The following is a 24,246-nucleotide window of genomic DNA, read 5'->3' on the forward strand; positions in this document are numbered from 1 at the left end:
GAATCAGGTCCGGGGCGGGTGGTCCCGATGCAGCGCCTCGAACCAGGGCAAGACCTGATCGCGCAGTGTCACCACGGCCACGTCCAGACACTCCGGCCGCTCCAGCACGTCGATGAAGGCCAGCGTCCCCGGATCGCCCACTGCCTGCTCGAAGAAATCGGCCAATGTCACGTCCTCGCCGCCCGGCCAGTCGGGATGATCCGTCACCTCGCCGTCCGGAGTCACGAACCGCAGCACGATCCGCACGTCCCAGCCATATCGATCCCGTTGAAGGTGCACCGCCGACTTGCCCGCCGACGTCACCCGGCTCCAGGTCGATTTGGTCAGCGCATAGCCCGCAGGCGCCAGCACCCCGTCCAGCGCCGCCACGATCCGGCCCCAGGCTTCCTCCCGCCGCGCCGGAAAGGCCGGGTCATTGGCGGCCAGATGCTGGCGGGCGGAAAGGTCCGGGTCGTCCATTCAGGCCGACAAGCCCCCGGCCAGGTCCGGCACGTCCAGCGCCGAAAACCCGTAATGCCGCAGCCAGCGCAGGTCGGCCTCGAAGAAGGCCCGCAGGTCCGGGATGCCGTATTTCAGCATCGCGATCCGGTCGATCCCCATGCCGAAGGCAAAACCCTGCCATTGCGTCGGGTCCACCCCCGCCGCCTGCAACACCTTGGGATGCACCATGCCAGAGCCGAGGATCTCCATCCACTTGTCGCCCTCGCCGATCTTCAGCTGGCCGCCGACGTTGGAATAGCGGATGTCCACCTCGGCCGAGGGTTCCGTGAACGGAAAATGCGACGCGCGGAACCGCAGTTCCACCTTGTCCACCTCGAAGAAGGCGCGGCAGAACTCCTCCAGGCACCATTTCAGGTTCGCCATGCTGATGTCGCGGTCGATCGCCAGCCCCTCGACCTGGTGGAACATCGGCGTATGGGTCTGGTCCATGTCCATCCGATAGACCCGGCCCGGCGCGATCACCCGGATCGGCGCACCGCGTTCCTTCATCGCCCTGATCTGCACCGGAGACGTATGGGTCCGCAGAACATGCGGCGGGCGGTTGTCGCCCGGGGCGCGATGCATGAAGAAGGTGTCGTGCTCCTGCCGCGCGGGGTGTTCCGGCGGGATGTTCAGCGCGTCGAAGTTGTACCAGTCGCTTTCGACCTGCGGCCCCTCGGCCACGGAAAAGCCCATGTCGGCAAAGATCGCCGTCAGCTCTTCCATCACCTGGCTGACCGGATGCACCGTCCCCCGCGGCCTGGGCCGCCCCGGCAGGGTCACGTCCAGCCATTCGGTCTTCAGCCGCTCATCCAGCGCCGCATCGGCCAGCGCCACCTTCCGCGCGCGCAGGGCGGCGTCGATCTCGTCCTTCAACGCGTTCAGACTGGCCCCGGCGGCCTTCCGCGCCTCGGGGTCCATCTTGCCCAGACCCGCCATCAGGGCCGAGATCTCGCCCTTCTTGCCCAGCGCCGCGACGCGGACCTCTTCCAGCCCGGCCTCATCCGCCGCACCGGCCACCGCCGCCAGATACCTGGCCTTGAGCGTGTCGATCCCGTCCATCACCCGTCTCCCGCAAACCGCCCCTCTGCTAGCGGCGAAGGCCCCGCAATGCAAGGTTCAGAAGATCGACCGCCGCCCCCGGACCTCCAGCATCCGCCGCGACCGGCCGATCTGCCCGTTCTGCGCGGTCAGGGCCACCGGAGGCTCTTTCAACCGTTTCTCGATCACCACAAGGCTGTCGTAGAACCGGATTCCCCCGATCTCCCGCGCCAGCGGGTGCAGCGGGAACCCGACATCGTCCTCGGTGTACCAGGAATGCATCCGGTCAATCAGGTCCTTGGCGAACTCGATGAAACTTGCGGGCTCACGGAACCCGCCGCCAAAGCCCGGCCAATAGCTCGTGTGCACATCCTCGACGATATACATCCCCCGGTCGCGCAGACGGGGCCAGAGATGGCGGAAGCTGGTGATCTGCTGGTGCATCTTGTGACCGCCATCGTCGACGATCAGGTCAAAGGGGCCGTAAGCGGCACCAACCCGTTCCAGAAAGGCAGGATCGGCCTGATCGCCGATCTCGACCTGCGTTCCCGGCAGCTCCAGCGCCTTGCAGGCCGGGTCGATGTCCAGGAACAGCAGCCGCGACTGCGGCCCGAGGAACCCCTGCCACAGCGGCAGCGACCCGCCCTTGTAGATGCCGATCTCCAGAAACGACAGGTCGCGTCCCTGCCGATCGGCCAGAAGCTCGTCGTAGATCTCCAGATAATGCTCCATCTTGAACAGCATCCGGTTGCCGGTTCGGGCCGGGAAGTCCCGGAAATATCGCGTCATCACCGGGCCTCTCCCGCTTGCTGTCCCGAACCAGTGTCGCGGCTTCGCAGGCCCCGGTCCAGCCACAAGGCTACATGATCGGCGCGTCGCTTGTTTCGAAGACCAGCGTCGGCAAGGCACCCGTCGCGTCGGCGTCCGGAGCCGCCCGGGTAGCGATCAACCGCTGGCTCCACACCGTCTTCTGCCCGGCCTGAGCAACCAGCCGCAGCCGCAGATGCGCGCGGTCCTCGCTCCAGGCCCCCTCGATGTGCAGGTCAAGGCCCTCGGGGATCGGTTCGCCCGCAGTGTCCCGCAGCAGGTATTCGGCCGCCATCCGGGCAATCGCGCCGGCCAGGTCGCGGGCGATCCCGACCTCGGTGCCTTCGGGCAGGGCGCCAAGCCGCAGCCGGAACGGCTGGGCCAGGCCGGACCGCGTCCCGGCGCCGACCCCGAACCGCTGCGCCAGCCGCTGCCGTTCCTCGGCCAGCCAGTCGCGGAACGCCGCGTCCATGATGTCGATCCCTTCCAGGAAGTCGCGGCCCTGGCTCATGGCCAGCCGCACGGCGTCGGGATCCTGCTGGATGTCGGTGACAAACCCCGTCAGCCTCACGCAGTCGCGGTCGCTTTGCAGGTGCCCTGCCAGCGGACCCAGGGCCTTGCGCACTTCGGTCAGCGCCTGCCGCAGACTGCCCGAGGCCTGCTCCTGCCCGCGATCCGACCAGAGCCGCATCTCCAGCCAGCGGCGCGGACGGCAGTGGTCGGGTGTCTGGCACAAGAGCGCCAGGATCGCCCGTGACTTGGCCCCCCGTGGCGTAAGGTCCCGCCCCGCTGCGTCCTGTATCTGGAACTGTCCGATCAGCCGGATGAACATCGCCGTCGCCTCGCATGTCGCTGCGGTTTTCCTGTGCGGCGACTGTCGGACAGCCAGCGTGAAATTTACGTCAATCGACCCGGGCCCCAGTGCCGAAGCGAGAGAAAATCGTGAAATCGCGGGAAAGGCGGGCCGTGAAACCGCCGCGATCACGGCTGATTCGCCGCAGCCCGACCCGCCTGGCCCGCAGATTTCCGGGGATATCGGCGTTTCACGGGGAATTAACGCGCAGTTTTCCCCCTTGACGTCAGGGTCAGACAGGGATGGCGGCAAACCCTGCCCAGGTCCAGACCCCGGACACCGCAGAAAGGCCGCATCATGCCCAGACCCGCTCTTGCCCAGACCGAAAAGCCTGCGTCCGATGGTCTTGCCCGGCTTCTGGCCGGCGGCCTGTTACCGGCCTGCCCCAACCCTCCCGCCGACCGGCTTCGGCCCGGAGCCGACTTTGCCAGCCTGAATGCGCTGGGACTGACCGCACAAACCGAACCCGACGCAGCTGTCGGGCCGACGATGCCGGACCTTGCGCTGGAACAGCGGATCGCGGCGCAACTGTGCCTGCCCAAGGCCGTGATCTACGCCTCGGGTACGGACGCCATCCGGTACACGGTCGCTGCCCTCCTGCGTCCGGGAGATCAGGTTCTGGTCGATGCCGGGTCCGATCCCGCCATGTTCGGGACTGTTCTGGCAAGCCGCGCTCACCTCCACCGCTTCCCTTCGGGCTCGGTCGAGGCGGTGGAACGACGCCTCCGGCGCCTGTCCCGCCAGCCGCATCACGGGCGGCTGGTGATCGCTGTTCCCGCAGTCTCGGCCCTTGGGTCGCGCGTGTCGGACATCGCCGGTCTCTGCGACCTCGCCCGCCAACACGGCGCCCTTCTGATCGTCGATGCGTCGCAGGACTTCGGCACCATGGGCCTCAACGGCGGGGGAGTGCTGGAGATCCAGAACTGTCTCGGCCGGGCGGATGTCGTGCTGGGCAGCCTGTCGCGCTGCTTCGGAAGGCCGGGCGGCTTCGCCGCGTTCCGCGATCTCGACCCGTCAAGAGCCGCCCGACACGCGCCCCGTCTGTCGTCGGGGGCTGTCGCAGCATTGACCTCGGCCGCCGCAAAGGTCCTCGGCGCGCCGGGCCGCGACCTGCGCCGCAATCTGCTCGGCGTCTCGCTTCGGCTGCGCAATCACCTGATGGCCGATGGCACGCGGGTGCTTGGCTCGGCGTCGCCCTTCGTGCCGGTCCTGCTCCCGCCGCCGACCGCGCTGCCCCGCACTGCGCTGCTGGAAAGCGCCGGACCGCGCGTCACGCTTTTGCTGCCGCCGACCGTCGCACCGCAAGCTCCGCGCTGGCGGATCGAGCTTGGCACCCGTCACACCCTGTCAGACATCGACGATCTCGCCGACCTGATCCGAGACGTCAGCCGCGCCTTCGACAGGCGACCGTTCCGGGCCCGGTCAGGCCTCTATCCCTTCACCGATGCGGTGACATAGTTGCAGCTCAGATCCCGGTCCGACAGGCTCCACCGCCAGGTCACCGGGTTGAACACCATCCCCTTGCGATCCACCGGGCGCAGCCCCGCCTTTTCGATCAGCGCATACAATTCGTCCGGGGTGATGAACTTCTGCCAGTCATGCGTGCCCTTCGGCAGCCAGCGCATCACCCATTCCGCGCCGATGATCGCCATCATGAACGACTTCGGGTTCCGGTTCAGCGTGGAACAGATCATCAGCCCGCCCGGTTTCAGCAGCTGCTGACAGGCGGTAAGGTAAGCCTGCGGATCGGCCACATGCTCCACGACTTCCATGTTCAGCACCACGTCGAACCGCTCGCCCGCTTCGGCCAAGGCTTCGGCGGTCGTGTGGCGATAGTCGATCTCCAGCCCCGACTGCCGAGCGTGCGCCTGGGCCACCGGAATGTTGCGTGCCGCAGCATCCGCCCCCACAACCTCGGCCCCCAGCCGCGCCATCGGCTCCGACAAGAGCCCGCCCCCACAGCCGATATCCAGAATCCGCAGCCCCTTGAACGGGGCCGACCCCGCCAGGTCCCGCCCGAACTCGGCGGCGATCTGCGCGCAGATATAGTCCAGCCGACAGGGGTTCAGCATGTGCAACGGCTTGAACTTGCCGTTCGGGTCCCACCACTCGGCCGCCATGGCCTCGAACTTGGCCACTTCGCCGGGATCAACCGTATCCACCGCCATTCTTGTCTCCTTTGCCCTTCGACTCCGGGCATTCCCGACGCTATATAGGGTGAATATGGATCAGAGATCAGGTCAAAAGCGCGCAGTCGAGTACCTATACCCGCCGATCGACCCTTTCGATCAGCGCGTGATCGACGTGGGCGATGGCCACCGGGTCTATGTCGAACAATGCGGCCGTCCCGACGGCATCCCCGTCATCGTCTTCCACGGCGGCCCGGGCGGAGGCTGCTCTCCCGCCATGCGCCGCTACTTCGACCCCCGCGTGTTCCGCGTCATCCTGTTCGACCAGCGCGGCTGCGGCCGCTCGCGCCCCCATGCCTCGGTCACCGCCAACACCACCTGGCACCTCGTCCAGGATGTCGAGACGATCCGCACCTCGCTTGGCATCGACCGATTCATCGGCTTCGGCGGCAGCTGGGGCGCTACCCTGGCGCTGATCTACGCCATCACCCACCCCGACCGCGTCGCCCAGCTTGTCCTGCGCGGAGTGTTCCTGGCCACCAGGGCCGAGCTCACCTGGTTCTACGGCGGCGGGGCAGGGGCTTTCTTCCCCGACCTGTGGTCCCGCTTTGTCGAAGTCATCCCCGAGGCCGAGCGGTCCGACCTCATCGCCGCCTACCACCGCCGCCTGTTTTCGGGAAACCTTGTCGAGGAAACCCGTTTCGGCCGCATCTGGGCCAACTGGGAAAATGCGCTCGCCTCGATCCAGAACGAAGGCGCGCTGGGCGAAAGCCCCTCGGACTATGCCCGCGCCTTTGCCCGCCTGGAAAACCACTATTTCCAGAACGCAGGCTTCCTCGAACGCGACGGCTGGATCCTGCGCGAGCGTCCGCGGATCGAGCATATCCCGACGACGATCATCCAGGGCCGCTACGACATGATCTGCCCGCCGCAGTCCGCCTGGACGCTGGCCAGGGGCTGGCCGAAATGCGAACTGAAGATGGTCCCGATGGCCGGCCACGCCCTGTCCGAACCCGGCATCTCCGAGGCCCTTGTGCGGGTCATGGACAGCCTCCGTCAACCCTGACAGGCCCTAGCGGCCCCCGTTCTCCCGGCCAATTCCCAGAAGCCGCTGCATCGCGGTCCGCAACTCGTGCGTGACGGTCGACCTGACAAAGGGCAGTTCCAGCACGCGAAACTGCGCCGGGACGTCGCTGCCCTCGTGGCCCATAAGCACCACCATCGCCCGCATCGCCTCCAGCCTCTCGACCAGACCCGTCCGCGCCAGCGCCAGCGGCGACAGGTTCAGGAAGGCAATGTCCACCCGATGGTCGCGCAGGATTTCCGCCGCCCTCTCGGGCGTGCTTGCCATCAGCATCCGCGTCCCAGGCATCGCGTCATCCACCATGGTCAACAGGTCCTCTGCCACCAGGGCAACGGGTTCCAGGACCAGGCACGTCAGTTTGATGTCATTTTCCACAGCTCCAATGGAACGCTTTCGGGCCCGCCCGCATTAACCTGTGTTATGTTTGCAGAGGTTACTGCCGAAGATGATCGATTGCGCCGCCTGTCCGTTGCAGAAACGCTCGATGTTCCTGCCCTTCACGCCCGAAGAGATCGTCTTCATGCGAGCGTTCAAGCACGGCGAGGCAACTTTCCAGCCTGGCGAAACTCTCCTGTCGCAGGGCGAACGCTCCGACCGCCTGTTCACCGTGCTGGAGGGCTTTGCCACCCGGTCGATCCAGCTGGAAGACGGCCGCCGCCAGGTGGTGAACTTCGTCTTCCCGGGCGATTTCCTCGGCCTTCAGGCCGGGATCATGGGCGAAATGCGCCATTCGGTGCAGGCCACGACACCGATGCGGGTCTGCGTCTTCCAGCGCAGCCGGCTGTGGGACCTGTTCCGCGACAAGCCGGACCGCGCCTACGACCTGACCTGGATCGCCGCGGTCGAGGAGCACTTCCTCGGCGAAACCATCGCCACTCTCGGCCAACGCGACGCGACCGAACGTGTCGCCTGGGCCCTGGCACGGATCTGGCAGCGGCTGTCTGCTCTGGGACTTGGCACAAGCGACGGCGTCCATCTGCCCTTCCGCCAGCATGAACTCGCCGACGCGCTCGGCCTGTCCACCGTCCACACCAGCCGCACCGTCTCGATCCTGCGCGGCATGGGCCTTCTAGTCTGGAAGCGCGGCCGGCTGAACATGCTCGACCCCGAACGCATGTTCACCCTTGCGGGCCTGCCGATGGAGCGTGAGGAACGCCGTCCGCTGATCTGATCCCGATCAAGGATGCGGGCCGATCCGCAGCTACGCCCGCTTGCCCACCACCGCGACGCCCAGCGCCTCAAGCACCTTCGCCTCGATATGCGCCGCGTCCAATCCCGCGACCCGATACATCGCTTCGGGGCTGGCCTGGTCGATGAAGATGTCGGGCAGGACCAGGCTGCGGAACTTGAGCCCCCGGTCGAACACCCCTTCCTCGGCCAGAAGCTGCGCCACATGGCTGCCGAACCCGCCGATCGCGCCTTCCTCGACCGTCAGCAGCGCCTCATGATCCCGCGCCAGCTGCAGGATCAGCTCCCGGTCCAGCGGCTTGGCAAAGCGCGCATCCGCCACCGTCACCGACACGCCCCGCTGGCCCAGGGCCTCTGCCGCCTTCAGACTTTCCGCCAGCCGGGTCCCGAAGGACAAGAGGGCCACGCGCGAGCCTTCCCGGACCACCAGGCCCTTGCCGATCTCCAGCGGGACCCCGCGCGCGGGCATCTCAACCCCCACGCCCTCGCCGCGAGGATAGCGGAAGGCAATCGGGCCGTCGTCGTGCGCCGCCGCCGTTGCCACCATATGCACCAGCTCGGCCTCGTCCGCCGCGGCCATCACCACAAAGCCCGGCAGGTTCGCCAGAAAGGCCACGTCGAAGGCCCCCGCATGGGTCGCCCCGTCTGCGCCCACCAGCCCCGCCCGGTCGATGGCAAAGCGCACCGGCAGCCGCTGGATCGCTACATCGTGCACGACCTGATCGTAGCCGCGTTGCAGGAAGGTCGAGTAGATCGCACAGAACGGCTTCATTCCGCCCGCCGCCAGCCCCGCGCTGAAGGTCACCGCGTGCTGCTCGGCAATCCCCACGTCGAAACACCGCTTCGGAAAGCGCCCGGCGAACAGGTCCAGCCCCGTCCCGTCCGGCATCGCCGCCGTGACGGCGACGATCTTGTCGTCCCGCTCCGCCTCGGCGATCAGCGACTGCGCGAAGACCTTGGTGTAGCTCGGCGCATTCGACGCCGCCTTGACCTGCACGCCCGTCAGCACGTCGAACTTGCCCGTCGCATGGCCCCTGTCCCGCGCCGCCTCGGCCGGGGCATAACCCTTGCCCTTCTTCGTCAGCACATGCAGCAAGACCGGCCCGGTCGCCCGCGCCTTCAGCGTCCGCAACACCGGCAGCAACTGGTCCAGATCATGCCCGTCGATGGGTCCGACATATTCGAACCCCAGCGACTCGAACAGCGTCCCGCCCACCGCCATGCCCTTCAGCATGTCCTTGGCCCGCTTCGCCCCCTCTTGCAGCGGCGAGGGCAGAAGGCCCACGATCCCCTTCGCCACCTGCTTCAGGTCCTGCATGGGTGCGGCGGCATAGATGCTGCTCAGATAGGCCGACAGCGCCCCGACCGGCGGAGCGATCGACATCTCGTTGTCGTTCAGGATCACGAACAGCCGCTTCTTCAGATGGCCCGCGTTGTTCATCGCCTCGAAGGCCATGCCCGCGCTCATCGCCCCGTCGCCGATCACAGCGATCGCATCGCCCGGGTCGCCGCCCAGATCGGCCGCCATGGCGAACCCCAGCGCCGCACTGATCGAGGTCGAGGAATGCGCCGCCCCGAACGGGTCATAGGGGCTTTCCGACCGCTTGGTGAACCCGCTCAGGCCCCCCTCCTGCCGCAGCGTGCGGATCCGGTCCCGCCGCCCGGTCAGGATCTTGTGCGGATAGCACTGGTGACCGACATCCCAGATCAGCTTGTCGCGCGGCGTGTCGAACACGGCATGGATCGCCACCGTCAGTTCGACCACCCCCAGCCCCGCCCCCAGATGCCCGCCGGTCTGCGACACCGCCGAAATCGTCTCGGCCCGCAGTTCGTCTGCCAACTGACGAAGCTCCCGGTCGCTCAGCGCCTTCAGGTCCGAAGGCAGCGTCACCCGGTCAAGCAGAGGGGTCTTGGGTCGGTCGGTCATCATGCCTGCATTTGCCGGGTCAACTGTCCCGCGCGATAACGAAGCGCGCCGCGGCGATCAAGTTGGCCGCCGCAGCCCCATACCCGAAGACAGCCGCCTCGGCCTCGGCCACCAGCTCCGCCGCCCGGGCCCGCGCGCCCTCAAGCCCCAGCAGCGAGACGAAAGTCGCCTTTCCCGCTTCGGCGTCCTTGTGCAGCCGCTTGCCTGTCCTGGCCTCGTCGCCCGTCACGTCAAGAATGTCGTCGGCGATCTGAAAGGCCAGCCCCAGCGCCGCCGCATATCGCCGCAGGGGGCCAGGGTCCGCCCCCGCAATCACCGCCCCCGCCTCCGCCGCAAAGCCTATCAGCGCCCCGGTCTTGCCCGCCTGCAACACGGTGATCTCCTCCAGCGTCAGCGCGCGCCCTGCGGTTTCGGCCGCGATATCCAGCGCCTGACCCAGCACCATCCCGTCAATCCCCGAGGCCTTCGCCAGCCCCGCAACCAACGCCATCCGAACTTCGGCAGACCCCAGCGCCGGATCGCACAACAGCTCGAAGGCCAGCGTCTGCAGGGCATCCCCCGCCAGAACCGCCGTCGCCTCGTCCCACTTCCTGTGAACCGTCGGCTGCCCGCGCCGCAGGTCGTCGTCGTCCATGCAGGGCAGATCGTCATGCACCAGCGAATAGGCATGCAAGGCCTCGATGGCCGCCGCCGCGCTCACCGCCCGGGCCTCTGGAACCCCCAGCATCCGCGCGCCTTCCAGCACCAGAAACCCGCGCAACCGCTTGCCCCCGCGCACCGCATAACGCATCGCCTGCGTCACCGGCTGGTCCGCGCGCCCTTCCAAGGCAGACAACAACCGTGCCTCAACCAGCCCGGCATCCGCCGCCAACCTTTGCGGGAAATTCACATCCCCTCCGCCGGAGTCGTGCCCACCGCCCGGCCTTCCTGCGCCCGGATCAGCTCCACCTTCTCCTCGGCCTCGGCCAGCTTCTTCGCGCAATGCGCCTTCAGCGCCGCCCCCCGCTCATACAGCGCGATCGACTGCTCCAGCGGCACCTCGCCGCGCTCCAGGGCGCCCACGACCTGCTCCAGCGCGGCCATCGCCTCCTCGAAACTCATCGCCTCAACGGCCTTGTCGCTCATCGGCCCCGCTCCTCCAGCACGCCCACATGCGCCGCGACGCTTGCCGCCAGCGCGTCCAGATCATAGCCCCCCTCCAGCGAGGACACCACCCGCCCCCCCGCGAAATCGCACAGCCGGTCGGTCAGCCAGCGATAGTCCTCCGCCTGCCATTCCAGCCCGGCCAGAGGATCGTCGGCATGGGCATCGAACCCGGCGGAAACAAGCAGCAGCTCCGGGTTCCAGGCCGCGAGGGCCGGGAAAACCGCGCCCTCATAGACCTCCCGCATCGCCTTGCCGCCCGAGCCCGCCCGCAGCGGAACGTTCAGCACCTGCCCATGCGCCCCCCGCTCCTCGGGCCGCCCGGTCCCGGGATACAGGGGCATCTGGTGGCTGGAGACGAACAGACACCGCCCCTCGTCCCACAACAGATCCTGCGTCCCGTTGCCGTGATGGACGTCGAAATCCACGATGGCGACGCGGGCCAGCCCGTGATGATCCAGCGCCCGCTTCGCCCCGATGGCCACGGTTCCGAACAGACAGAACCCCATCGCCGCCTCGCGCTCGGCATGGTGCCCGGGGGGACGCCCGGCCACGAAGGCCGTCTTCGCCTCCCCGCGCAACACCGCATCGACCGCCGCACAGATCCCGCCCACCGCCCGCATCGCCGCCTGATACGACCCCGGCGACAGGAACGTGTCCCCGTCCAGCTGCGTCCAGCCCTCGCGCGGGACCGCGGCCTTCACCCGCTCCAGATACCCCGCCGGATGACAGCGCAGCACCTCGGTTTCCTCCCCGGACGGACAGTCCCGCCGCTCCACCGGCAGGCCGGCAAGCCCCCGCTCCACCGCCGCCAGCCGCTCCACCCGTTCCGGGTGCCCCGGCGGGGTCACATGACGCGCGCAGTCGGAATGCGTGAATACCAGCATGGCTTGCTCTTTTCGAAATACTCCACGGGGGTGCGGGGGTGTGAAACCCCCGCTGGCTTCAGCCTTCAATCCGGCTGCAACATATAGCCCTCGCCCCGCACCGTCTGCAGATAGCGGGGGGTCTTCGGGTCGTCCTCGATCTTGCGCCGCAGCCGGGTGATCTGCACGTCCACCGCACGCTCCTGCGCCGCGTCCTCGCCCTGGTCGGCCACCAGCTTCTCGCGGCTCAGCGGCACCCCCGGCTGCGCCGCAAAGATCCGCATCAGCGCCGCCTCGGTCGCCGTCAGCCGCACCGGAACCTCCCCGCGCCACATCTCGCCCCGGTCCAGGTCGTAGCGCACCGCGCCCATGTGCAGGAATTGCCGCACGGGCTCGGCAGCCTTGGCCACCGGGACGCGCCGCAGGATCGCGTTGATCCGCAGAAGCAACTCCTTCGGCTCGAAGGGCTTCACAAGGTAGTCGTCCGCCCCCGCCTCCAGCCCCTCGATCCGGTTGGCCGTCTCGCCCCGGGCGGTCAACAGCAGGACCGGAGTCGTCATCGTCTTGCGCAACTCGCGCGTCAGCGTCACCCCGTCCTCGCCCGGCATCATCACATCCATGACGATCAGGTCGAACTCCAGCCCGCCGAGGATGCGCCGCGCCTGAGAAGCATCGCGCGCGACAGAAACCAGAAATCCGTTGCGGATCAGGAACTTCTGCAACAGACCCCGGATACGCTCGTCATCATCGACGATCAGAAGATGCGCATCCGGCACCATCAGCCGCCCTCCTTCAGCCGGTTGTACTGGCGCCGCATCTCCGGGTCCATCATCGCCTCCAGCACCTGCCGGAAGCCCGCCACCGCCTGCGGCCCCGCCGCGCGATAGGCCGCCCGCATCCGCGCCCTTTGCGCGTCCGACAATTCCCGTTCCAGCATCTGTCCCTTGTCCGTCAAATGCAGATGCCGTTCCCGTGCATCCACCTTGCCCTTTTCACTGCGAACAAGGCCATCCTCGATCAGGGTGCGCAACACACGATTCAACGACTGCTTTGTAACACCAAGGATCGACAAAAGGTTGGAAACCGTCGTCCCGGGCGAGCGATGGATGAAATGGATCGCCCGGTGATGCGCCCGGCCATAGTCCATCCCTTCCAGAATCCGGTCCGGGTCGGCCGTGAAGCCGCGATAGGCGAAGAACATCGCCTCGATGCCCTTCCGCAGCTGTTCGTCGGTCAGGAACAGCAGGTTCTCGCCACCCGGTGTCTCGGCCATCACAGTCTCCTTTTCCCGGAATTTACGTCAGCCTTGTTGACTTTCCAAGCACGAACCCGTAACCCTCTTTCGATTTCGCGCAAGAATCTGTCCGATGCGGACCTTTCGGGCGCAACTTTCGCAAAGCTGGAGGGTCAAATGGCAGGTTATGACGATCGCGACGGGTTCATCTGGATGGATGGCAAGCTGGTGGAATGGCGGTCCGCGAACGTCCACATCCTGACTCACGCGCTCCATTATGCCTCGTCGGTCTTCGAAGGCGAACGCTGCTACAACGGCAAGATCTTCAAGGGCCACGAACATTCGCTGCGCCTTCTGCGCTCGGGCGAGCTTCTGGACATGCCGATCCCCTACAGTGCCGAACAGATCGACGCCGCCAAGGAAGCGACGCTCAAGGCCAACAACCTGACCGACGCCTATGTCCGCGCGATCGCCTGGCGCGGCGCGGGGCCGGACATGGGGGTCGCCTCGCTCCAGAACCCGGTCCGCCTGGCCGTCGCCTGCTGGACCTGGGGCAGCTACTATGGTGACGCCAAGTTCAAGGGCGCGAAACTCGACATCGCCAAGTGGAAACGCCCCTCGCCCGAGACCATCCCCTCCGAGGCCAAGGCCGCCGGCCTCTACATGATCTGCACCATGTCCAAGCACGCCGCCCAGGCCAAGGGTTGCTCTGACGCGATGATGTTCGACTATCGCGGCTATGTGGCCGAGGCGACGGGCGCCAACATCTTCTTCGTCAAGGACGGAGAGGTCCACACCCCCAAGGCCGACTGCTTCCTGAACGGCATCACCCGGCAAACGGTGATCCAGATGCTGAGGGACATGCAGATCAAGGTGCACGAACGCCACATCCTGCCCGAAGAGCTGGAGGGCTTCCAGCAGTGCTGGCTCACCGGAACCGCCGCCGAAGTGACCCCCGTGGGCCAGATCGGCGACTACACCTTCGAAGTGGGAGATCTGACCCGCCGCGTCGCCACCGAATACGAAAGGCTCGTCCGGGCCTGACCCGACCGCGCAAAGGAAAAAGGCCGGGCACCCTGCCCGGCCTTTCTCATGTCGCCGCCCGGATCAGGCGATTTCCGTCGTGACCTCGATGTTGCCCCTGGTCGCGTGCGAGTATGGGCAGATGAAATGCCCCCGTTCGGCAATCTTCTCGGCCACCGCGCGGTCGACGCCTGGCATGCTGACCACCAGTCGCACCTTCAGCCCGAATCCGCCGTCCGACCGGCCACCAATCCCGACATGGGCCGTCACGGTCGCATCGTCCGGCACCGTGCCCAGCTTTTCGCTGCTGGCCGCAAACCGCATCGCGCCCAGGTAGCAGGCACTGTAGCCAAGGGCGAACAACTCTTCCGGGTTGTGGCCCAGGCCCGAGCCACCCAGTTCCTTCGGGCTAGAATGGGTCACCGTCAGCTGACCATTCGCCAGCGAGGCAACCCCATTCCGCCCGCCGCCGGTGGCCTTGGCTTCGGTCCAGTATTTGACATCAACGGTCATTCCATAATCCTTCCACTACGATTATATCGTGCACGATTGATGTCTGTCAGAGCGTCTGCCGCCTGTCAAGCGCCTTGCTTCAAATCGCGCGCGATGTATCATCGTCGCATGACCCTGACGCCGTCTGACATGCTTTGCTTTGCGCTGCATTCGACCGCCCATGCGGTCCATGCCGCCTACGCCCCGCTGTTGCAGCCGCTGGGTCTGACCTATCCGCAATATCTCGCCATCTGTGCGCTCAATGCGGCGGACGGACTTACGATCAGCCAGCTTGGCGCCGAGTTGCGGCTTGAATCGAACACGCTGACCCCGCTTCTCAAGCGGATGGAGGCCGCCGGCTGGTTGACACGCAGCCGCGATACCAGGGACGAACGCCAGGTCCGTCTGCGCCTCACCGATGCCGGCCGTGACCTCGCCGCCCGCGCGGCCTCTGTTCCGCGGTCCTTTGCGGAAAAGACCGGGTTTCGGCAGTCCGAAATTGCCGACCTCCGCGACATCCTTGTCGAATTGCGGGACAGGCTCAAACCCGCGAAGGCCTGAGCCGCGCCCGCTCTGCCCGGCTCAGACGCTGCGCCCGCGATCGATCCGCAGGAACTGGACCAGTCGGGTCGCCCCCGAGGCCCCCCGGGGCCGCAGCCAGGTCTCGCGCGGCGTGCGGGCCAGTCGCAGGAAATGCTTGACGCGGCCCCCGCTGGACCGGGCGCGATGATCGGCAAGATGACGGCTCATGCTCTCCTCCCTCGGATCTGCAGGACCATCAGTCTGCACCCGAATCGGCGAAGTCCCAAGGCCGATCCGCAGGCCCCAAGCATCAAACCGCCGACCTCCGCTGCCGGTCGGACGGGTCACGTCGGCGGGCTCATGCCTTCGCCTGCAGCCGCGCCACCGCCCAGCGCGCCGCATCGGCCACGGCCGGATCGGCATCCTGCACCAATCCCTGTGCCACCGCAGCCAGATTGGCCGAATGCGAGTTTCCGATCGCATACAGCACGTTTCGCACGAACCTGTCGCGCCCGATCCGCTTGATCGGCGATCCGGCGAACCTTTCCCGAAACCCCGCATCGTCCAGCGCCGCCAGATCGGCCAACTCCGGCAACCCGTGTTTCGGCTGATACCCGATCTCGCGCGCCGCCACCGCGAACTTGTTCCACGGACAGACCGCCAGACAATCGTCGCAGCCGTAGATACGATTGCCGATACATTCACGCAGCTCTGTTTCCACGGGCCCCTTGTGCTCGATGGTCAGATAGGAAATGCATCGCCGGGCATCCAGTTGATAAGGCGCGGGAAAAGCCTTGGTCGGGCAGACGTCCAGACAGGCGGTGCAGGTCCCGCAATGGCTGACCTCCGGTGCGTCCGGTTCCAGCTCCAGCGTGGTGAAGATCGCGCCCAGGAACACCCAGTTCCCCAGATCGCGCCCCAGAAGGTTGGTATGCTTGCCCTGCCAGCCCAGCCCAGCCGCCTGCGCCAGGGGCTTTTCCATCAACGGGGCTGTATCGACGAACACCTTGATTTCGCCCCCGGCCGTCTCGATCAGCCAGCGCCCCAGCCGCTTCAGCCGTCGCTTGACAAGATCGTGGTAGTCCTTTCCCTGCGCATAGACCGAGATCACGCCCCGGTCCCGCTCGCCCAGCCCCGCCATCGGGTCGACCTCCGGCGTATAGGCTTCTGCCAGCATGATGACCGACCGCGCCTCCGGCCACAGCGCCGCCGGGTTGCCGCGCCAGGCCTCCCGCTCGGCCATCCAGCCCATCTGCCCCTGTCGCCCCGCCGCCAGAAACGCCCGCAGCCGACCCGCGGCTTCGGGGACCGCATCCGGGCGACAGATCCCGGCCTTGACGAAACCCTCCTCCAAGGCCCGCGCCACCAGCTGCTCTTTCGTCAGCCCTTTCATCTGTCCACAAATATCCCGGGGTCCGGGGCAGCGCCCCGGGGGCAGGGCTCAGAAATCCAGGTCGGCATAATGCGAGGCCGGCGGAAAGCCCGAAACCTGATCCGCCAGCAGCGGCCGGAAGGACGGCCGCGACTTGATCTTGGCATACCAGTCCTTCAGCACCGCATGGCGGTTCCAGTCGACATCGCTGATGTAGTCCAGACAGCTCAGATGCGCCGCCGCCGTGAAGTCCGCCAGCGTCATCACATCGCCCGCCAGCCAGCGCCTCTGATCCAGAAGCCAGGCCATGTAGTCCAGGTGATACTTGATCCGCATCGAGCCCAGCTTGACGTTCTTCGAATCCGGATAGCCCTGGCCGGTGACCTTCTTGTTCACCCGCTCGTACAACAGCTTCGACGTCACCTCGTGGTGAAACTTGTCGTCGAACCACGCACAAAGCCTGCGCACCTCATACCTGCCTTCGGCATCCTTGGGCATCAACGGCACCTGCGGCGAGATCTCCTCCAGATATTCGCAGATCGCCTGGCTTTCGCTCATCACCTTGGTGCCCATCTTCAGCACCGGCACCTTTCCGGCCGGGTTGCGCCGCAGGAAATCGGGCGAGGGCTCCCAATACCGTTCCTCGACCAGCTCCGCCTCGATCTTCTTTTCCGCCAGCGTCAGGCGGACCTTGCGGCAAAAGGGCGAAAGCGGGACGTGATACAGACGGTTCGTCGGGCGGTTCATCGGGCGGAGATCTCCGGTACGCCCCTTCATTGCCGCGACGGGGGCCGGAATTCAATCCCTCGCGCCCTATCGGTCCTCGAAACAGGCGGAACGACCGTCCGCGGCGATCGTCTCGGCGCCCGACATGATGCTGCGGGTCCGGCTCCTCACGAAGGTCGACGGTTTCGTCGGGCTCCACACCCGCGGGTTCGGCAGGATCGCCGCCAGCCGGGCCGCCTGCAGGGCCGTCAGGTCCTTGGCATCCACCCCGAAGTAATGTTGCGCTGCCGCCTGGATGCCGAACACGCCCTCATCGAACTCGGCCACGTTCAGGTAGACCTCCAGGATGCGCTGCTTGGACCACACCAGCTCGACCAGAGGAGTCAGGATCGCCTCCATCGCCTTCCTGCTCCAGCTGCGCCCGTGCCACAGAAAGACATTCTTCGTCACCTGCTGGCTGATCGTCGAGGCCCCGCGATTGCTGCCCGCCTCGATCGCCTGGCGGATGGCAGCCATGTCGAAACCCCAATGATTGCAGAAGTTTGCATCCTCGGCCGCCACCGCCGACCGCCCCATGACCGGGGCAATCTCGTCCCAGCTGACCCAGTCCTTCTCGATCCCGCCCAGCCGCCAGGATTCGCCCAGCTGATACAGGTTGATCGGCGGCGGCACGACGGCGAACAACAGGATCAGCGCCGCATAGAACGCCACCACCGCGCCCAGGCCCCGCAACAGCCAGCGGAGGCCCCGGCGCAGCCACGACACCGGCACAACCGGAGCAGCTTCGGCTTTTGCCTTCCGCTTCCGGGGCGTCGCGCCGGTCCTTGCGGCGGGCTTCTCGGCAGATTTCTCGGTCATGCTGTCACAAGGCCGCAGGCGGAACGCGCCCGTCAAGCCACAAGTCCTTCACGGGCCGTCTTGCACCAGGGCCGGCGCAACCACCGCCTCGGGGATCTGGCTCTGCATGTCCAACAGCGCCTCTTCGGTCTCTGCGCTCAGCCGGGTCCAGAGCAACATCGGGTTGCCGGCCAGACCGGTCAGCCTGCGTGTCACCCGGTCCCGGCCCAGAAGCCGGACCCGCATGCCGATGACAGCCCCGGTCTTGTCCAGCGCCGTTGTCGCATCCTGCAAGAAACCTTCATCCAGCCCGACCGCCCGGAACTGCGCCGCCAGCCCCCCTGGCCCCGACCGAGGATCGCGTTCATCCAGGAACAGCAGGCCGATCAGCGCGCCCCAGCGCCCCCCACCCAGCGGCCTGCCGGTGGCCATGTCGATCGACTGGTTGACCTGAACCCGGCCCGTGCCATCCCGGGTCACAACCACGATATCTTCCGCTTCCGTCCCCGCAGCGCGCTGAAAGGCCGCCAGCGCCTGGCCTGCCGCGAAGGCCGCGCTCGGCGTGCGGTAAAAGGCCAGGATCAGATCGGACATGTCGCGCACTCCTGCCGCAGGTTGATGCGCCCGTATCTAGGCGCGCCAGAAACGATGCAACAAGCGCAAACCGCAGCCCCGGCCATTTTCGCCCCGCCCGATCGCGGCCGTCGGCACATAAGCGCCCTTTTGCCCTTGACCCGCCGCAGCCGGAACTGTTCCCTGCCGCCCGTCGTGACGGGGGGCCCCGAGTGGGTCCCGTCCGGCACCTGCGGTGGCCAAAAGGGGGCAGGCCGGTGATCTCGCGCAGTCATTCCAGGTCCGGTACGCTGTCCGAGGCGGTCTATTCCGATTGCGAACGCTATCGCTATCTTCTGACGCGGACCTGGGGTCGGGGGCCCAAGGCGCTGTTTGTGATGCTGAATCCCTCGACCGCGACCGAGTTGCAGAACGACCCGACCGTCGAACGCTGCCAGCGCCGCGCCATGGCGCTGGGTTTCGGGGCGTTCCGGGTGACGAACATCTTCGCCTTCCGCGCCACGGATCCCAGGGTGATGCGCGCCGAAGCCGACCCCGTGGGTCCTGCCAATGATGCGGCCATCCTGGACAGTGCGGCCTGGGCAGACATGGTGCTTTGCGCCTGGGGGAACCATGGCCTGCACCTTGACCGCGGAGCCGCCGTTGAAGCCCTGCTGCGACAGACCGGGGCGCCTCTGTTCCATCTTGGTCTGACCGGCCAGGCCCAACCGCGTCACCCCCTCTATGTCGCTTACGATCAGCAGCCCCTGCCCTGGTAGGGTCAGCCGGTGACCAGCCGGATATCGGCAGGATCGACCGGGGCGCCGTTCACCACGGCAACCCGCGCGCCATCCAGATAGATGACCTGACCCTGCCCGCCTTCGTTCGGCCCGATGGTCAGGACCGGATCGGTATGGACCGAGGGGTCATAGACGATGACCAGCTGATCCTCGGACGGGTCATAGTCGGCAACCTGCGCGACATGGGTATCGTGCTGCCAATGCTGAAGGATGAACTCATCCGCACCGGCACCGCCTGTCGCATGGTCGCCCGCCCCCATCAGGATCGTGTCGTTCCCCGCCCCGCCGTTCAGGAAATCTCCCTCCTGGGCGTCCGGTCCGTCCTCGGCGCCGGACATCCAGTCGTCCCCGGCACCGCCATCGAGTATGTCCGACCCCTTTCCGCCGATCAGGCTGTCATTGCCAATGCCGCCTGCAAGCCAGTCATTCCCGTCGCCGCCATCCAGCCCGTCGTCGCCTTCACCGCCCAGCAGCGTGTCACCCCCGGCATCGCCCGACAGGCTGTCGTTGCCGTCGCACCCGGCAAGACTGTCATCCCCGGCGCCGCCCGAAATGACGTCATCGCCCGCCTGGCCGATCAGGCTGTCATTTCCGTCGCCCCCCCAGATCGTATCGTCACCGTCGCCGCCCCAGACCGCATCATTGCCGTCGCCGGCATCCATCCAGTCGTCGCCGCCCCGGCCGTCGATCAGGTCGGACCCGCCATAGCCGTGGATTTCATCGTCATTGCCAAGGCCTGACAGATTGTCGGCTTCATCACCGCCGTCCAGCGTGACGGGGTCGTCCACCGGGTCAGGGATGTCGTCCGACTCCGGCAGGCCCGGCTCGCCCAGTATCTCTGTCAGAAGATCGCCGTTGTCGGCTGTCTCTTCCTCGTCCTCCTGCGGCGGGTCGGACTCGTCCGCATCCTCCTGACGGCTGAACAGCATCGCATCGGCGGCGATACCGGCCACCAGGGCGCCGAACAAACCAAGAAACGCAAGCAAGACAGCCCACTCCCCTACTACGGGCTTCACACACCCAACCACAGGCTCTGTCTGTTAACTATATGTTAAAGAACGGAAACCTTCGTGATTCATACCACGACTCCGGTCACCGACAAAGCGCCGTTCGCGATGGCCGCGCGGGAATCTGGTCACATGGTTAAGGCAGGCTTGGCCCCTGCACCCAGACCCCTTTCCTTTTCCGACGATTCCGCCTATACGCCCGCATCCGCCTGATCGCGGACCCTCCAAGGGCCCTGCTGGACGACATCCCGGCTTGCGCCATAACCCTTTTGACAGGAGATCCCGATGTCGATCACCGTTGAAGAAAAAGCGAAGCTCATCAAGGAATACGCGACCAGGGAAGGCGACACCGGCTCGCCCGAGGTTCAGGTTGCGATCCTCTCCTCGCGCATCGCCACCCTGACCGAGCATTTCAAGAGCCACAAGAATGACAACCACTCGCGTCGTGGCCTGCTCATGCTCGTGGCCCAGCGCCGCAAGCTGCTGGACTACCTGAAGAAAACGGACGAAGCGCGGTATGCCTCGCTGATCGCCCGCCTCGGCCTGCGCCGCTAGGACCGGCCCACAGCCTTACGGAACGCCCGCCCCGAAAGGCGCGGGCGTTTTGCGTTGCGCCATCGCCGCGCCTATATAGGACGAAACAGAGGTTCCCATGGCAGACCACACATTCCCCGGCTGGCACGGCACCACCATCCTTGCGGTCCGGCGCGGGGGCGAAGTCGTGGTGGCGGGCGACGGCCAGGTCTCCCTCGGCCAGACTGTCATCAAGGGCACCGCCCGCAAGGTCCGCCGCCTCTCTCCCGGCGGGCATGACGTGGTCTGCGGCTTCGCCGGTTCGACCGCCGACGCCTTCACCCTGCTGGACCGGCTGGAGAAAAAGCTCGAATCCGCCCCCGGTCAGCTCGCCCGCGCCTGCGTCGATCTCGCCAAGGACTGGCGCATGGACAAGTATCTGCGCAATCTCGAGGCCATGCTGATCGTCACCGACGGAAAGGCCCTGTTCGTCATCACCGGCGCGGGGGACGTGCTGGAACCCGAACACGACGTCGCCGCCATCGGGTCCGGCGGCAACTTCGCCCTTGCAGCCGCGCGCGGCCTCATGTCAACCGACCTCGACGCCGAAACCATCGCCCGCCGCGCCATGGCCATCGCCGCCGACATCTGCGTCTACACCAACGGCAACCTGACCGTGGAACGGATCGCTGCGACCTAGCGCTGACCCATCTCTTTCTTCACCTGCATGTAGGCCTGCAGGACCGCGTTCATCCGGGTCTGATACCCTGGCCCCTGCGCCTTGAAGAACTCGATCACTTCGGGATCGACCCGCAGCGAGATCAGTTTCTTCCGCGACGGCTCTGGCAGCACCGCATCGGTCCAGGTCCCCGCCGACAGGGCCTCGCCATTCGTCTTGGCGACCTGCTCATCCGAGCCCAGCATCAACGGCCCGTTCAAAGCCCGCTTTTCGGCAATGCTCAGCCGTTTCGGACCCTCTTCCACCATTCACCAACTCCCTCGGACGACCGGTGCTTCTGCCCTGGTTCCTTGCGATTTCAGTCCCTTGTTCCCCGAAGCTCACATATTTACGCCCCGTAGCTACGTCCCGGGCGAGTATATACTTCAGGTACATACCAATTTACCCGACTTGGTTTGCGGCCACAAACCCCTTATCTCTGCCTGACCGATTTCCCGCCGAGGCACACCCCGAATGACCCCCGAAGACCTGCGCGCCGCTGTTGCTGCCGGAATTCTAAGCGAAGCGCAGGCCGCCTCGCTTGCCGCCCTTGCCCAGGACCGCGCCGGAAAACGCGCGGGCCTCCCCCAGGAAGACGAACCGTTCGAATTCTTCCGCGGCTTCTCCGAGATCTTCATCTCGGTCGGCCTCGTGATCCTGCTCAGCGGGGCGACGGCCCTGCTGACGGTTTTCGGCGGCTTTGCCCTCCTGACCCTCGTCCCGCTTGCGACGGCCGGCATCGCCTGGTGGTGGGCCGGCTATTTCACGCTCAAGCGCCGGATGACGCTGCCGTCGATGGTGCTGGCCACAGCCTATGGCATCGGGATCGTGATCTTCGCCTTCACCGCACTGGCCCAGACCGGGCTGGACGAGCGCATGACCGCCATTCTCGGCTTTTCCGCCTCTGCCCTGGCCCTGGTCGCCTGGTATCGGCGCTTTCGCTTGCCCTTTGCGGCCTTCCTGACCGGCGCCGCCGTGCTGGCCACGCTCTACGCGATCACCGCCTCGGCGGCGAATGTGATCGGGCTGTTCGGGGCTGGGGGATATCGGGCGCTGTTCGATCTCGGCGAAAGCCCGGCCTTTGCCACCGCCACCCTCGTTTTCGGGATCGGCGCCTTCCTCGTCGGCATGTGGTTCGACACCCGCGACCCGCACCGCCTCGGCCGCCATTCCGCCACCGCCTTCTGGTGCCACCTCCTCGCCGCGCCCGCGCTGGTCAACACCGTGGCCGTCACCCTTCTGAACGGCGGCGGCACCGGGTTTCTTGCCATCGCGCTGATCCCGATCGCCCTGCTTGCCCTGGTGATCGACCGCCGCAGCTTCCTGACCGCCGCCATCGCCTATATCGCCATCGTCATCGGTTGGGCGATGGGCGACGGGGGCGGCACCGGCTGGATCTTCACCCTCCTTCTCCTCGGCGCCTTCATCACCGCCATCGGCACCTGGTGGGTGCAGTTGCGCGCCGCAGTGATGCGCGCCCTTCCCGATTTTCCCGGAAAATCCCGCCTGCCGCCCTATGGATCAACCGAATGACCGACCTCACCCCCCGCGAAATCGTCTCCGAGCTTGACCGCTTCATCATCGGCCAGCGCGAGGCCAAGCGCGCCGTCGCCGTCGCCCTGCGCAACCGCTGGCGGCGCAAGCAGCTGGGCGACGACCTGCGCGACGAGGTCTATCCGAAGAACATCCTGATGATCGGCCCGACCGGCGTCGGCAAGAGCGAAATCAGCCGCCGTCTCGCCAGGCTGGCCCGCGCCCCCTTCCTCAAGGTCGAGGCGACCAAGTTCACCGAAGTCGGCTACGTCGGCCGCGATGTGGATTCCATCGTGCGCGATCTTGTCGATGTCGCCATGAACGACACCCGCGCCCGAATGCGCGAAGAGGTCAAGGCCAAGGCCCAGAAATCCGCCGAGGATCGGGTGATCGAGGCCATCGCCGGCAAGGATGCCCGCGACCAGACCCGCGAGATGTTCCGCGCCAAGCTGAAGCGCGGCGAACTGGACGACACGATGATCGAGATCGACGTGACCGACGCCGCCCCGGCGATGCCTCTGGGCTTCGGGATGCCCGGCATGGAACAGCAGATGCAAGGGTTGCAGGACCTGTTCAAGGCCTTCGGCGGCCGCTCGACCCGCAAGCGGATGACCGTGGCGCAAAGCTACGAGATCCTGATCGGGCAAGAGGCCGACAAGCTTCTCGACGACGAAGCCGTCCGCGCCGCAGCACTGGAGGCCGTCCAGGAAAACGGCATCGTCTTTCTGGACGAGATCGACAAGATCTGCGCCCGCTCCGACGCCCGCGGCGCCGATGTCTCCCGCGAAGGCGTCCAGCGCGACCTTCTGCCCCTGATCGAAGGCACCACCGTCAGCACCAAGCACGGGCCGGTCAAGACCGACCACATCCTTTTCATCGCCTCCGGCGCCTTCCACATCGCCAAGCCCTCCGACCTCTTGCCCGAACTTCAGGGACGCTTGCCGATCCGCGTCGAACTCGCCCCCCTGACGGAAGAGGATTTCGTTCGCATCCTGACCGAAACCGACAACGCCCTCACCCGGCAGTACACCGCCCTGATGGCGACCGAAGAGGTGACCGTCACCTTCACCCCCGACGGCATCGCCGCCCTGGCCCGCATCGCGGCCGAGGTGAACCGCAGCGTCGAAAACATTGGCGCCCGCCGCCTCTACACGGTGATGGAGCGCGTTTTCGAGGACCTCAGCTTCCACGCGCCCGACCGCTCCGGCCAGTCGGTGACGGTGGACGCGGCCTTCGTCGAGACCAATCTCGGCGCGCTGGCCCGCTCCGCCGACATCTCCAGATATGTGTTGTAGGCCAGGGCCGGTCCCCAACCCCTCCACGCCATTTGCCTTTTTTCCAAATACTCCCGCCGGAGGCATCCGACCGAAGACCCGGGCACTCCGCCCCGGCAGACGCG

General features: G+C 66.5%; 30 protein-coding genes. 10 read left to right on the top strand and 20 right to left on the bottom strand.

All coding sequences use genetic code 11. The annotated features are described in order from the left end of the window. Positions 1 to 3: 3 nt before the first annotated feature. The 4 genes from D5084_RS14960 to D5084_RS14975 all read right to left on the bottom strand — a co-directional run bounded on the left by D5084_RS14960 (position 4) and on the right by D5084_RS14975 (position 3,160). A complete protein-coding gene (locus tag D5084_RS14960; protein WP_128516304.1) occupies positions 4 to 459 on the bottom strand; it encodes a hypothetical protein in 456 nt (151 codons plus the stop codon). Next, entirely contained in the window at positions 460 to 1,533 is a 1,074-nt protein-coding gene (gene pheS / locus D5084_RS14965) for a phenylalanine--tRNA ligase subunit alpha (protein ID WP_494337069.1), read from the bottom strand. A gap of 66 nt (positions 1,534 to 1,599) precedes the next feature. Further along, the gene (locus D5084_RS14970; RefSeq protein ID WP_128516306.1) at positions 1,600 to 2,310 is read right to left on the bottom strand and encodes a class I SAM-dependent methyltransferase; all 711 of its coding nucleotides are present in this window, start codon (positions 2,308 to 2,310) and stop codon (positions 1,600 to 1,602) included. 70 nt (positions 2,311 to 2,380) lie between these two features. Continuing rightward, positions 2,381 to 3,160 carry an AfsR/SARP family transcriptional regulator gene (locus D5084_RS14975; RefSeq protein ID WP_128516307.1) on the bottom strand — a complete coding sequence of 260 codons (780 nt, stop codon included), beginning with the start codon at positions 3,158 to 3,160 and terminating at the stop codon, positions 2,381 to 2,383. 318 nt (positions 3,161 to 3,478) lie between these two features. Here D5084_RS14975 and D5084_RS14980 point away from each other — a divergent pair, with 318 nt between their 5' ends. Next, positions 3,479 to 4,639, top strand: a complete 1,161-nt coding sequence (locus D5084_RS14980) for an aminotransferase class I/II-fold pyridoxal phosphate-dependent enzyme (RefSeq protein WP_128516308.1) — start codon at positions 3,479 to 3,481, stop codon at positions 4,637 to 4,639. Here D5084_RS14980 and ubiG read toward each other — a convergent pair. Further along, complete coding sequence (gene ubiG / locus D5084_RS14985; protein WP_128516309.1) at positions 4,612 to 5,349, bottom strand: bifunctional 2-polyprenyl-6-hydroxyphenol methylase/3-demethylubiquinol 3-O-methyltransferase UbiG; 738 nt, start codon at positions 5,347 to 5,349, stop codon at positions 4,612 to 4,614. The genes D5084_RS14980 and ubiG overlap by 28 nt on opposite strands. Positions 5,350 to 5,404: 55 nt before the next feature. Here ubiG and pip point away from each other — a divergent pair, with 55 nt between their 5' ends. Next, positions 5,405 to 6,376 carry a prolyl aminopeptidase gene (gene pip, locus D5084_RS14990; RefSeq protein WP_128516310.1) on the top strand — a complete coding sequence of 324 codons (972 nt, stop codon included), beginning with the start codon at positions 5,405 to 5,407 and terminating at the stop codon, positions 6,374 to 6,376. A 6-nt stretch (positions 6,377 to 6,382) separates the two neighbouring features. Here the strand turns inward: pip and D5084_RS14995 are convergent, their stop codons facing one another. Continuing rightward, a complete protein-coding gene (locus D5084_RS14995; RefSeq protein ID WP_128516311.1) occupies positions 6,383 to 6,718 on the bottom strand; it encodes a hypothetical protein in 336 nt (111 codons plus the stop codon). 121 nt (positions 6,719 to 6,839) lie between these two features. Between D5084_RS14995 and D5084_RS15000 the strand changes: the two genes are divergently transcribed. Further along, a complete protein-coding gene (locus D5084_RS15000) occupies positions 6,840 to 7,565 on the top strand; it encodes a Crp/Fnr family transcriptional regulator (protein WP_238382670.1) in 726 nt (241 codons plus the stop codon). Positions 7,566 to 7,595: 30 nt separating this feature from the next. Here the strand turns inward: D5084_RS15000 and dxs are convergent, their stop codons facing one another. The 6 genes from dxs to D5084_RS15030 form a co-directional block, all read right to left on the bottom strand. Next, positions 7,596 to 9,509: a 1-deoxy-D-xylulose-5-phosphate synthase gene (gene dxs, locus D5084_RS15005; RefSeq protein WP_128516312.1), complete on the bottom strand. Its 1,914-nt coding sequence runs from the start codon at positions 9,507 to 9,509 to the stop codon at positions 7,596 to 7,598. Positions 9,510 to 9,528: 19 nt separating this feature from the next. Next, the gene (locus tag D5084_RS15010) at positions 9,529 to 10,398 is read right to left on the bottom strand and encodes a polyprenyl synthetase family protein (RefSeq protein WP_435532679.1); all 870 of its coding nucleotides are present in this window, start codon (positions 10,396 to 10,398) and stop codon (positions 9,529 to 9,531) included. After that, positions 10,395 to 10,634, bottom strand: a complete 240-nt coding sequence (locus tag D5084_RS15015; RefSeq protein WP_128516314.1) for an exodeoxyribonuclease VII small subunit — start codon at positions 10,632 to 10,634, stop codon at positions 10,395 to 10,397. The genes D5084_RS15010 and D5084_RS15015 overlap by 4 nt, the downstream gene beginning before the upstream one ends. Then, on the bottom strand, positions 10,631 to 11,539 hold the full coding sequence (locus D5084_RS15020; RefSeq protein ID WP_128516315.1) for a histone deacetylase family protein: 909 nt from the start codon (positions 11,537 to 11,539) through the stop codon (positions 10,631 to 10,633). The genes D5084_RS15015 and D5084_RS15020 overlap by 4 nt, the downstream gene beginning before the upstream one ends. A gap of 65 nt (positions 11,540 to 11,604) precedes the next feature. Then, the gene (locus tag D5084_RS15025; RefSeq protein ID WP_128516316.1) at positions 11,605 to 12,300 is read right to left on the bottom strand and encodes a response regulator; all 696 of its coding nucleotides are present in this window, start codon (positions 12,298 to 12,300) and stop codon (positions 11,605 to 11,607) included. After that, entirely contained in the window at positions 12,297 to 12,791 is a 495-nt protein-coding gene (locus D5084_RS15030) for a MarR family winged helix-turn-helix transcriptional regulator (protein ID WP_128516317.1), read from the bottom strand. Before D5084_RS15030 ends, D5084_RS15025 begins: the two co-directional genes overlap by 4 nt. Before the next feature lie 138 nt (positions 12,792 to 12,929). Here D5084_RS15030 and D5084_RS15035 point away from each other — a divergent pair, with 138 nt between their 5' ends. Beyond that, positions 12,930 to 13,796, top strand: coding sequence for a branched-chain amino acid aminotransferase (locus D5084_RS15035; RefSeq protein ID WP_128516318.1), 867 nt, complete (start codon positions 12,930 to 12,932; stop codon positions 13,794 to 13,796). Positions 13,797 to 13,859: 63 nt separating this feature from the next. Here D5084_RS15035 and D5084_RS15040 read toward each other — a convergent pair whose 3' ends face one another. Next, the gene (locus D5084_RS15040) at positions 13,860 to 14,288 is read right to left on the bottom strand and encodes an organic hydroperoxide resistance protein (RefSeq protein ID WP_128516319.1); all 429 of its coding nucleotides are present in this window, start codon (positions 14,286 to 14,288) and stop codon (positions 13,860 to 13,862) included. A gap of 108 nt (positions 14,289 to 14,396) precedes the next feature. On the opposite strand from D5084_RS15040, the gene D5084_RS15045 reads away from it, so the two are divergent. Then, the gene (locus tag D5084_RS15045) at positions 14,397 to 14,828 is read left to right on the top strand and encodes a MarR family winged helix-turn-helix transcriptional regulator (protein ID WP_202910071.1); all 432 of its coding nucleotides are present in this window, start codon (positions 14,397 to 14,399) and stop codon (positions 14,826 to 14,828) included. 21 nt (positions 14,829 to 14,849) lie between these two features. On the opposite strand, the gene D5084_RS18560 is transcribed toward D5084_RS15045, so the two are convergent. From D5084_RS18560 to D5084_RS15065, 5 genes are all read right to left on the bottom strand, one after another. Continuing rightward, entirely contained in the window at positions 14,850 to 15,017 is a 168-nt protein-coding gene (locus D5084_RS18560; RefSeq protein WP_187644577.1) for a hypothetical protein, read from the bottom strand. A 130-nt stretch (positions 15,018 to 15,147) separates the two neighbouring features. Continuing rightward, positions 15,148 to 16,182, bottom strand: a complete 1,035-nt coding sequence (gene queG / locus D5084_RS15050) for a tRNA epoxyqueuosine(34) reductase QueG (protein WP_128516321.1) — start codon at positions 16,180 to 16,182, stop codon at positions 15,148 to 15,150. 48 nt (positions 16,183 to 16,230) lie between these two features. After that, positions 16,231 to 16,908, bottom strand: a complete 678-nt coding sequence (fzlA, locus tag D5084_RS15055; RefSeq protein ID WP_128516322.1) for an FtsZ-binding protein FzlA — start codon at positions 16,906 to 16,908, stop codon at positions 16,231 to 16,233. Between the two features lie 66 nt (positions 16,909 to 16,974). Beyond that, entirely contained in the window at positions 16,975 to 17,745 is a 771-nt protein-coding gene (gene mtgA, locus D5084_RS15060; RefSeq protein WP_128516323.1) for a monofunctional biosynthetic peptidoglycan transglycosylase, read from the bottom strand. Positions 17,746 to 17,793: 48 nt separating this feature from the next. Next, positions 17,794 to 18,318 (bottom strand): DUF1269 domain-containing protein, encoded by a 525-nt coding sequence (locus tag D5084_RS15065; protein WP_128516324.1) that lies wholly within the window; start codon positions 18,316 to 18,318, stop codon positions 17,794 to 17,796. A gap of 236 nt (positions 18,319 to 18,554) precedes the next feature. Between D5084_RS15065 and D5084_RS15070 the strand changes: the two genes are divergently transcribed. Next, the gene (locus D5084_RS15070; RefSeq protein ID WP_128516325.1) at positions 18,555 to 19,055 is read left to right on the top strand and encodes a DUF1643 domain-containing protein; all 501 of its coding nucleotides are present in this window, start codon (positions 18,555 to 18,557) and stop codon (positions 19,053 to 19,055) included. A 2-nt stretch (positions 19,056 to 19,057) separates the two neighbouring features. Here the strand turns inward: D5084_RS15070 and D5084_RS15075 are convergent, their stop codons facing one another. Then, complete coding sequence (locus D5084_RS15075; RefSeq protein WP_128516326.1) at positions 19,058 to 20,029, bottom strand: calcium-binding protein; 972 nt, start codon at positions 20,027 to 20,029, stop codon at positions 19,058 to 19,060. Positions 20,030 to 20,368: 339 nt separating this feature from the next. Here D5084_RS15075 and rpsO point away from each other — a divergent pair, with 339 nt between their 5' ends. Together rpsO and hslV are read left to right on the top strand one after the other, a co-directional pair. After that, on the top strand, positions 20,369 to 20,638 hold the full coding sequence (gene rpsO / locus D5084_RS15080) for a 30S ribosomal protein S15 (protein WP_128516327.1): 270 nt from the start codon (positions 20,369 to 20,371) through the stop codon (positions 20,636 to 20,638). 97 nt (positions 20,639 to 20,735) lie between these two features. Beyond that, entirely contained in the window at positions 20,736 to 21,296 is a 561-nt protein-coding gene (gene hslV / locus D5084_RS15085; protein ID WP_128516328.1) for an ATP-dependent protease subunit HslV, read from the top strand. Here hslV and D5084_RS15090 read toward each other — a convergent pair. Continuing rightward, positions 21,293 to 21,583: a BrnA antitoxin family protein gene (locus D5084_RS15090; protein ID WP_128516329.1), complete on the bottom strand. Its 291-nt coding sequence runs from the start codon at positions 21,581 to 21,583 to the stop codon at positions 21,293 to 21,295. The two genes, hslV and D5084_RS15090, sit on opposite strands and share 4 nt — an antisense overlap. Before the next feature lie 205 nt (positions 21,584 to 21,788). Here D5084_RS15090 and D5084_RS15095 point away from each other — a divergent pair, with 205 nt between their 5' ends. Continuing rightward, complete coding sequence (locus tag D5084_RS15095) at positions 21,789 to 22,847, top strand: hypothetical protein (RefSeq protein ID WP_128516330.1); 1,059 nt, start codon at positions 21,789 to 21,791, stop codon at positions 22,845 to 22,847. Continuing rightward, complete coding sequence (hslU, locus tag D5084_RS15100) at positions 22,844 to 24,142, top strand: ATP-dependent protease ATPase subunit HslU (RefSeq protein ID WP_128516331.1); 1,299 nt, start codon at positions 22,844 to 22,846, stop codon at positions 24,140 to 24,142. The genes D5084_RS15095 and hslU overlap by 4 nt, the downstream gene beginning before the upstream one ends. Positions 24,143 to 24,246: the final 104 nt, after the last annotated feature.

The sequence above is a fragment of the Tabrizicola thermarum genome, from assembly GCF_003574395.1.
Classification (GTDB): domain Bacteria; phylum Pseudomonadota; class Alphaproteobacteria; order Rhodobacterales; family Rhodobacteraceae; genus Tabrizicola; species Tabrizicola thermarum.

Coding starts and splice junctions, on each gene's coding strand:
- dxs (WP_128516312.1), bottom strand. CDS start 9,509: ATGACCGACCGACCCAAGACCCCTCTGCTTGACCGGGTGACGCTGCCT.
- ubiG (WP_128516309.1), bottom strand. CDS start 5,349: ATGGCGGTGGATACGGTTGATCCCGGCGAAGTGGCCAAGTTCGAGGCC.
- pip (WP_128516310.1), top strand. CDS start 5,405: ATGGATCAGAGATCAGGTCAAAAGCGCGCAGTCGAGTACCTATACCCG.
- hslV (WP_128516328.1), top strand. CDS start 20,736: ATGGCAGACCACACATTCCCCGGCTGGCACGGCACCACCATCCTTGCG.
- D5084_RS14980 (WP_128516308.1), top strand. CDS start 3,479: ATGCCCAGACCCGCTCTTGCCCAGACCGAAAAGCCTGCGTCCGATGGT.
- D5084_RS15065 (WP_128516324.1), bottom strand. CDS start 18,318: ATGTCCGATCTGATCCTGGCCTTTTACCGCACGCCGAGCGCGGCCTTC.
- D5084_RS15030 (WP_128516317.1), bottom strand. CDS start 12,791: ATGGCCGAGACACCGGGTGGCGAGAACCTGCTGTTCCTGACCGACGAA.
- hslU (WP_128516331.1), top strand. CDS start 22,844: ATGACCGACCTCACCCCCCGCGAAATCGTCTCCGAGCTTGACCGCTTC.
- D5084_RS15095 (WP_128516330.1), top strand. CDS start 21,789: ATGACCCCCGAAGACCTGCGCGCCGCTGTTGCTGCCGGAATTCTAAGC.
- D5084_RS14970 (WP_128516306.1), bottom strand. CDS start 2,310: ATGACGCGATATTTCCGGGACTTCCCGGCCCGAACCGGCAACCGGATG.
- D5084_RS15020 (WP_128516315.1), bottom strand. CDS start 11,539: ATGCTGGTATTCACGCATTCCGACTGCGCGCGTCATGTGACCCCGCCG.
- D5084_RS15015 (WP_128516314.1), bottom strand. CDS start 10,634: ATGAGCGACAAGGCCGTTGAGGCGATGAGTTTCGAGGAGGCGATGGCC.
- D5084_RS15040 (WP_128516319.1), bottom strand. CDS start 14,288: ATGACCGTTGATGTCAAATACTGGACCGAAGCCAAGGCCACCGGCGGC.
- queG (WP_128516321.1), bottom strand. CDS start 16,182: ATGAAAGGGCTGACGAAAGAGCAGCTGGTGGCGCGGGCCTTGGAGGAG.
- D5084_RS18560 (WP_187644577.1), bottom strand. CDS start 15,017: ATGAGCCGTCATCTTGCCGATCATCGCGCCCGGTCCAGCGGGGGCCGC.
- D5084_RS15090 (WP_128516329.1), bottom strand. CDS start 21,583: ATGGTGGAAGAGGGTCCGAAACGGCTGAGCATTGCCGAAAAGCGGGCT.
- D5084_RS15000 (WP_238382670.1), top strand. CDS start 6,840: ATGATCGATTGCGCCGCCTGTCCGTTGCAGAAACGCTCGATGTTCCTG.
- mtgA (WP_128516323.1), bottom strand. CDS start 17,745: ATGACCGAGAAATCTGCCGAGAAGCCCGCCGCAAGGACCGGCGCGACG.
- D5084_RS14960 (WP_128516304.1), bottom strand. CDS start 459: ATGGACGACCCGGACCTTTCCGCCCGCCAGCATCTGGCCGCCAATGAC.
- D5084_RS14975 (WP_128516307.1), bottom strand. CDS start 3,160: ATGTTCATCCGGCTGATCGGACAGTTCCAGATACAGGACGCAGCGGGG.
- D5084_RS15045 (WP_202910071.1), top strand. CDS start 14,397: ATGACCCTGACGCCGTCTGACATGCTTTGCTTTGCGCTGCATTCGACC.
- rpsO (WP_128516327.1), top strand. CDS start 20,369: ATGTCGATCACCGTTGAAGAAAAAGCGAAGCTCATCAAGGAATACGCG.
- D5084_RS15035 (WP_128516318.1), top strand. CDS start 12,930: ATGGCAGGTTATGACGATCGCGACGGGTTCATCTGGATGGATGGCAAG.
- fzlA (WP_128516322.1), bottom strand. CDS start 16,908: ATGAACCGCCCGACGAACCGTCTGTATCACGTCCCGCTTTCGCCCTTT.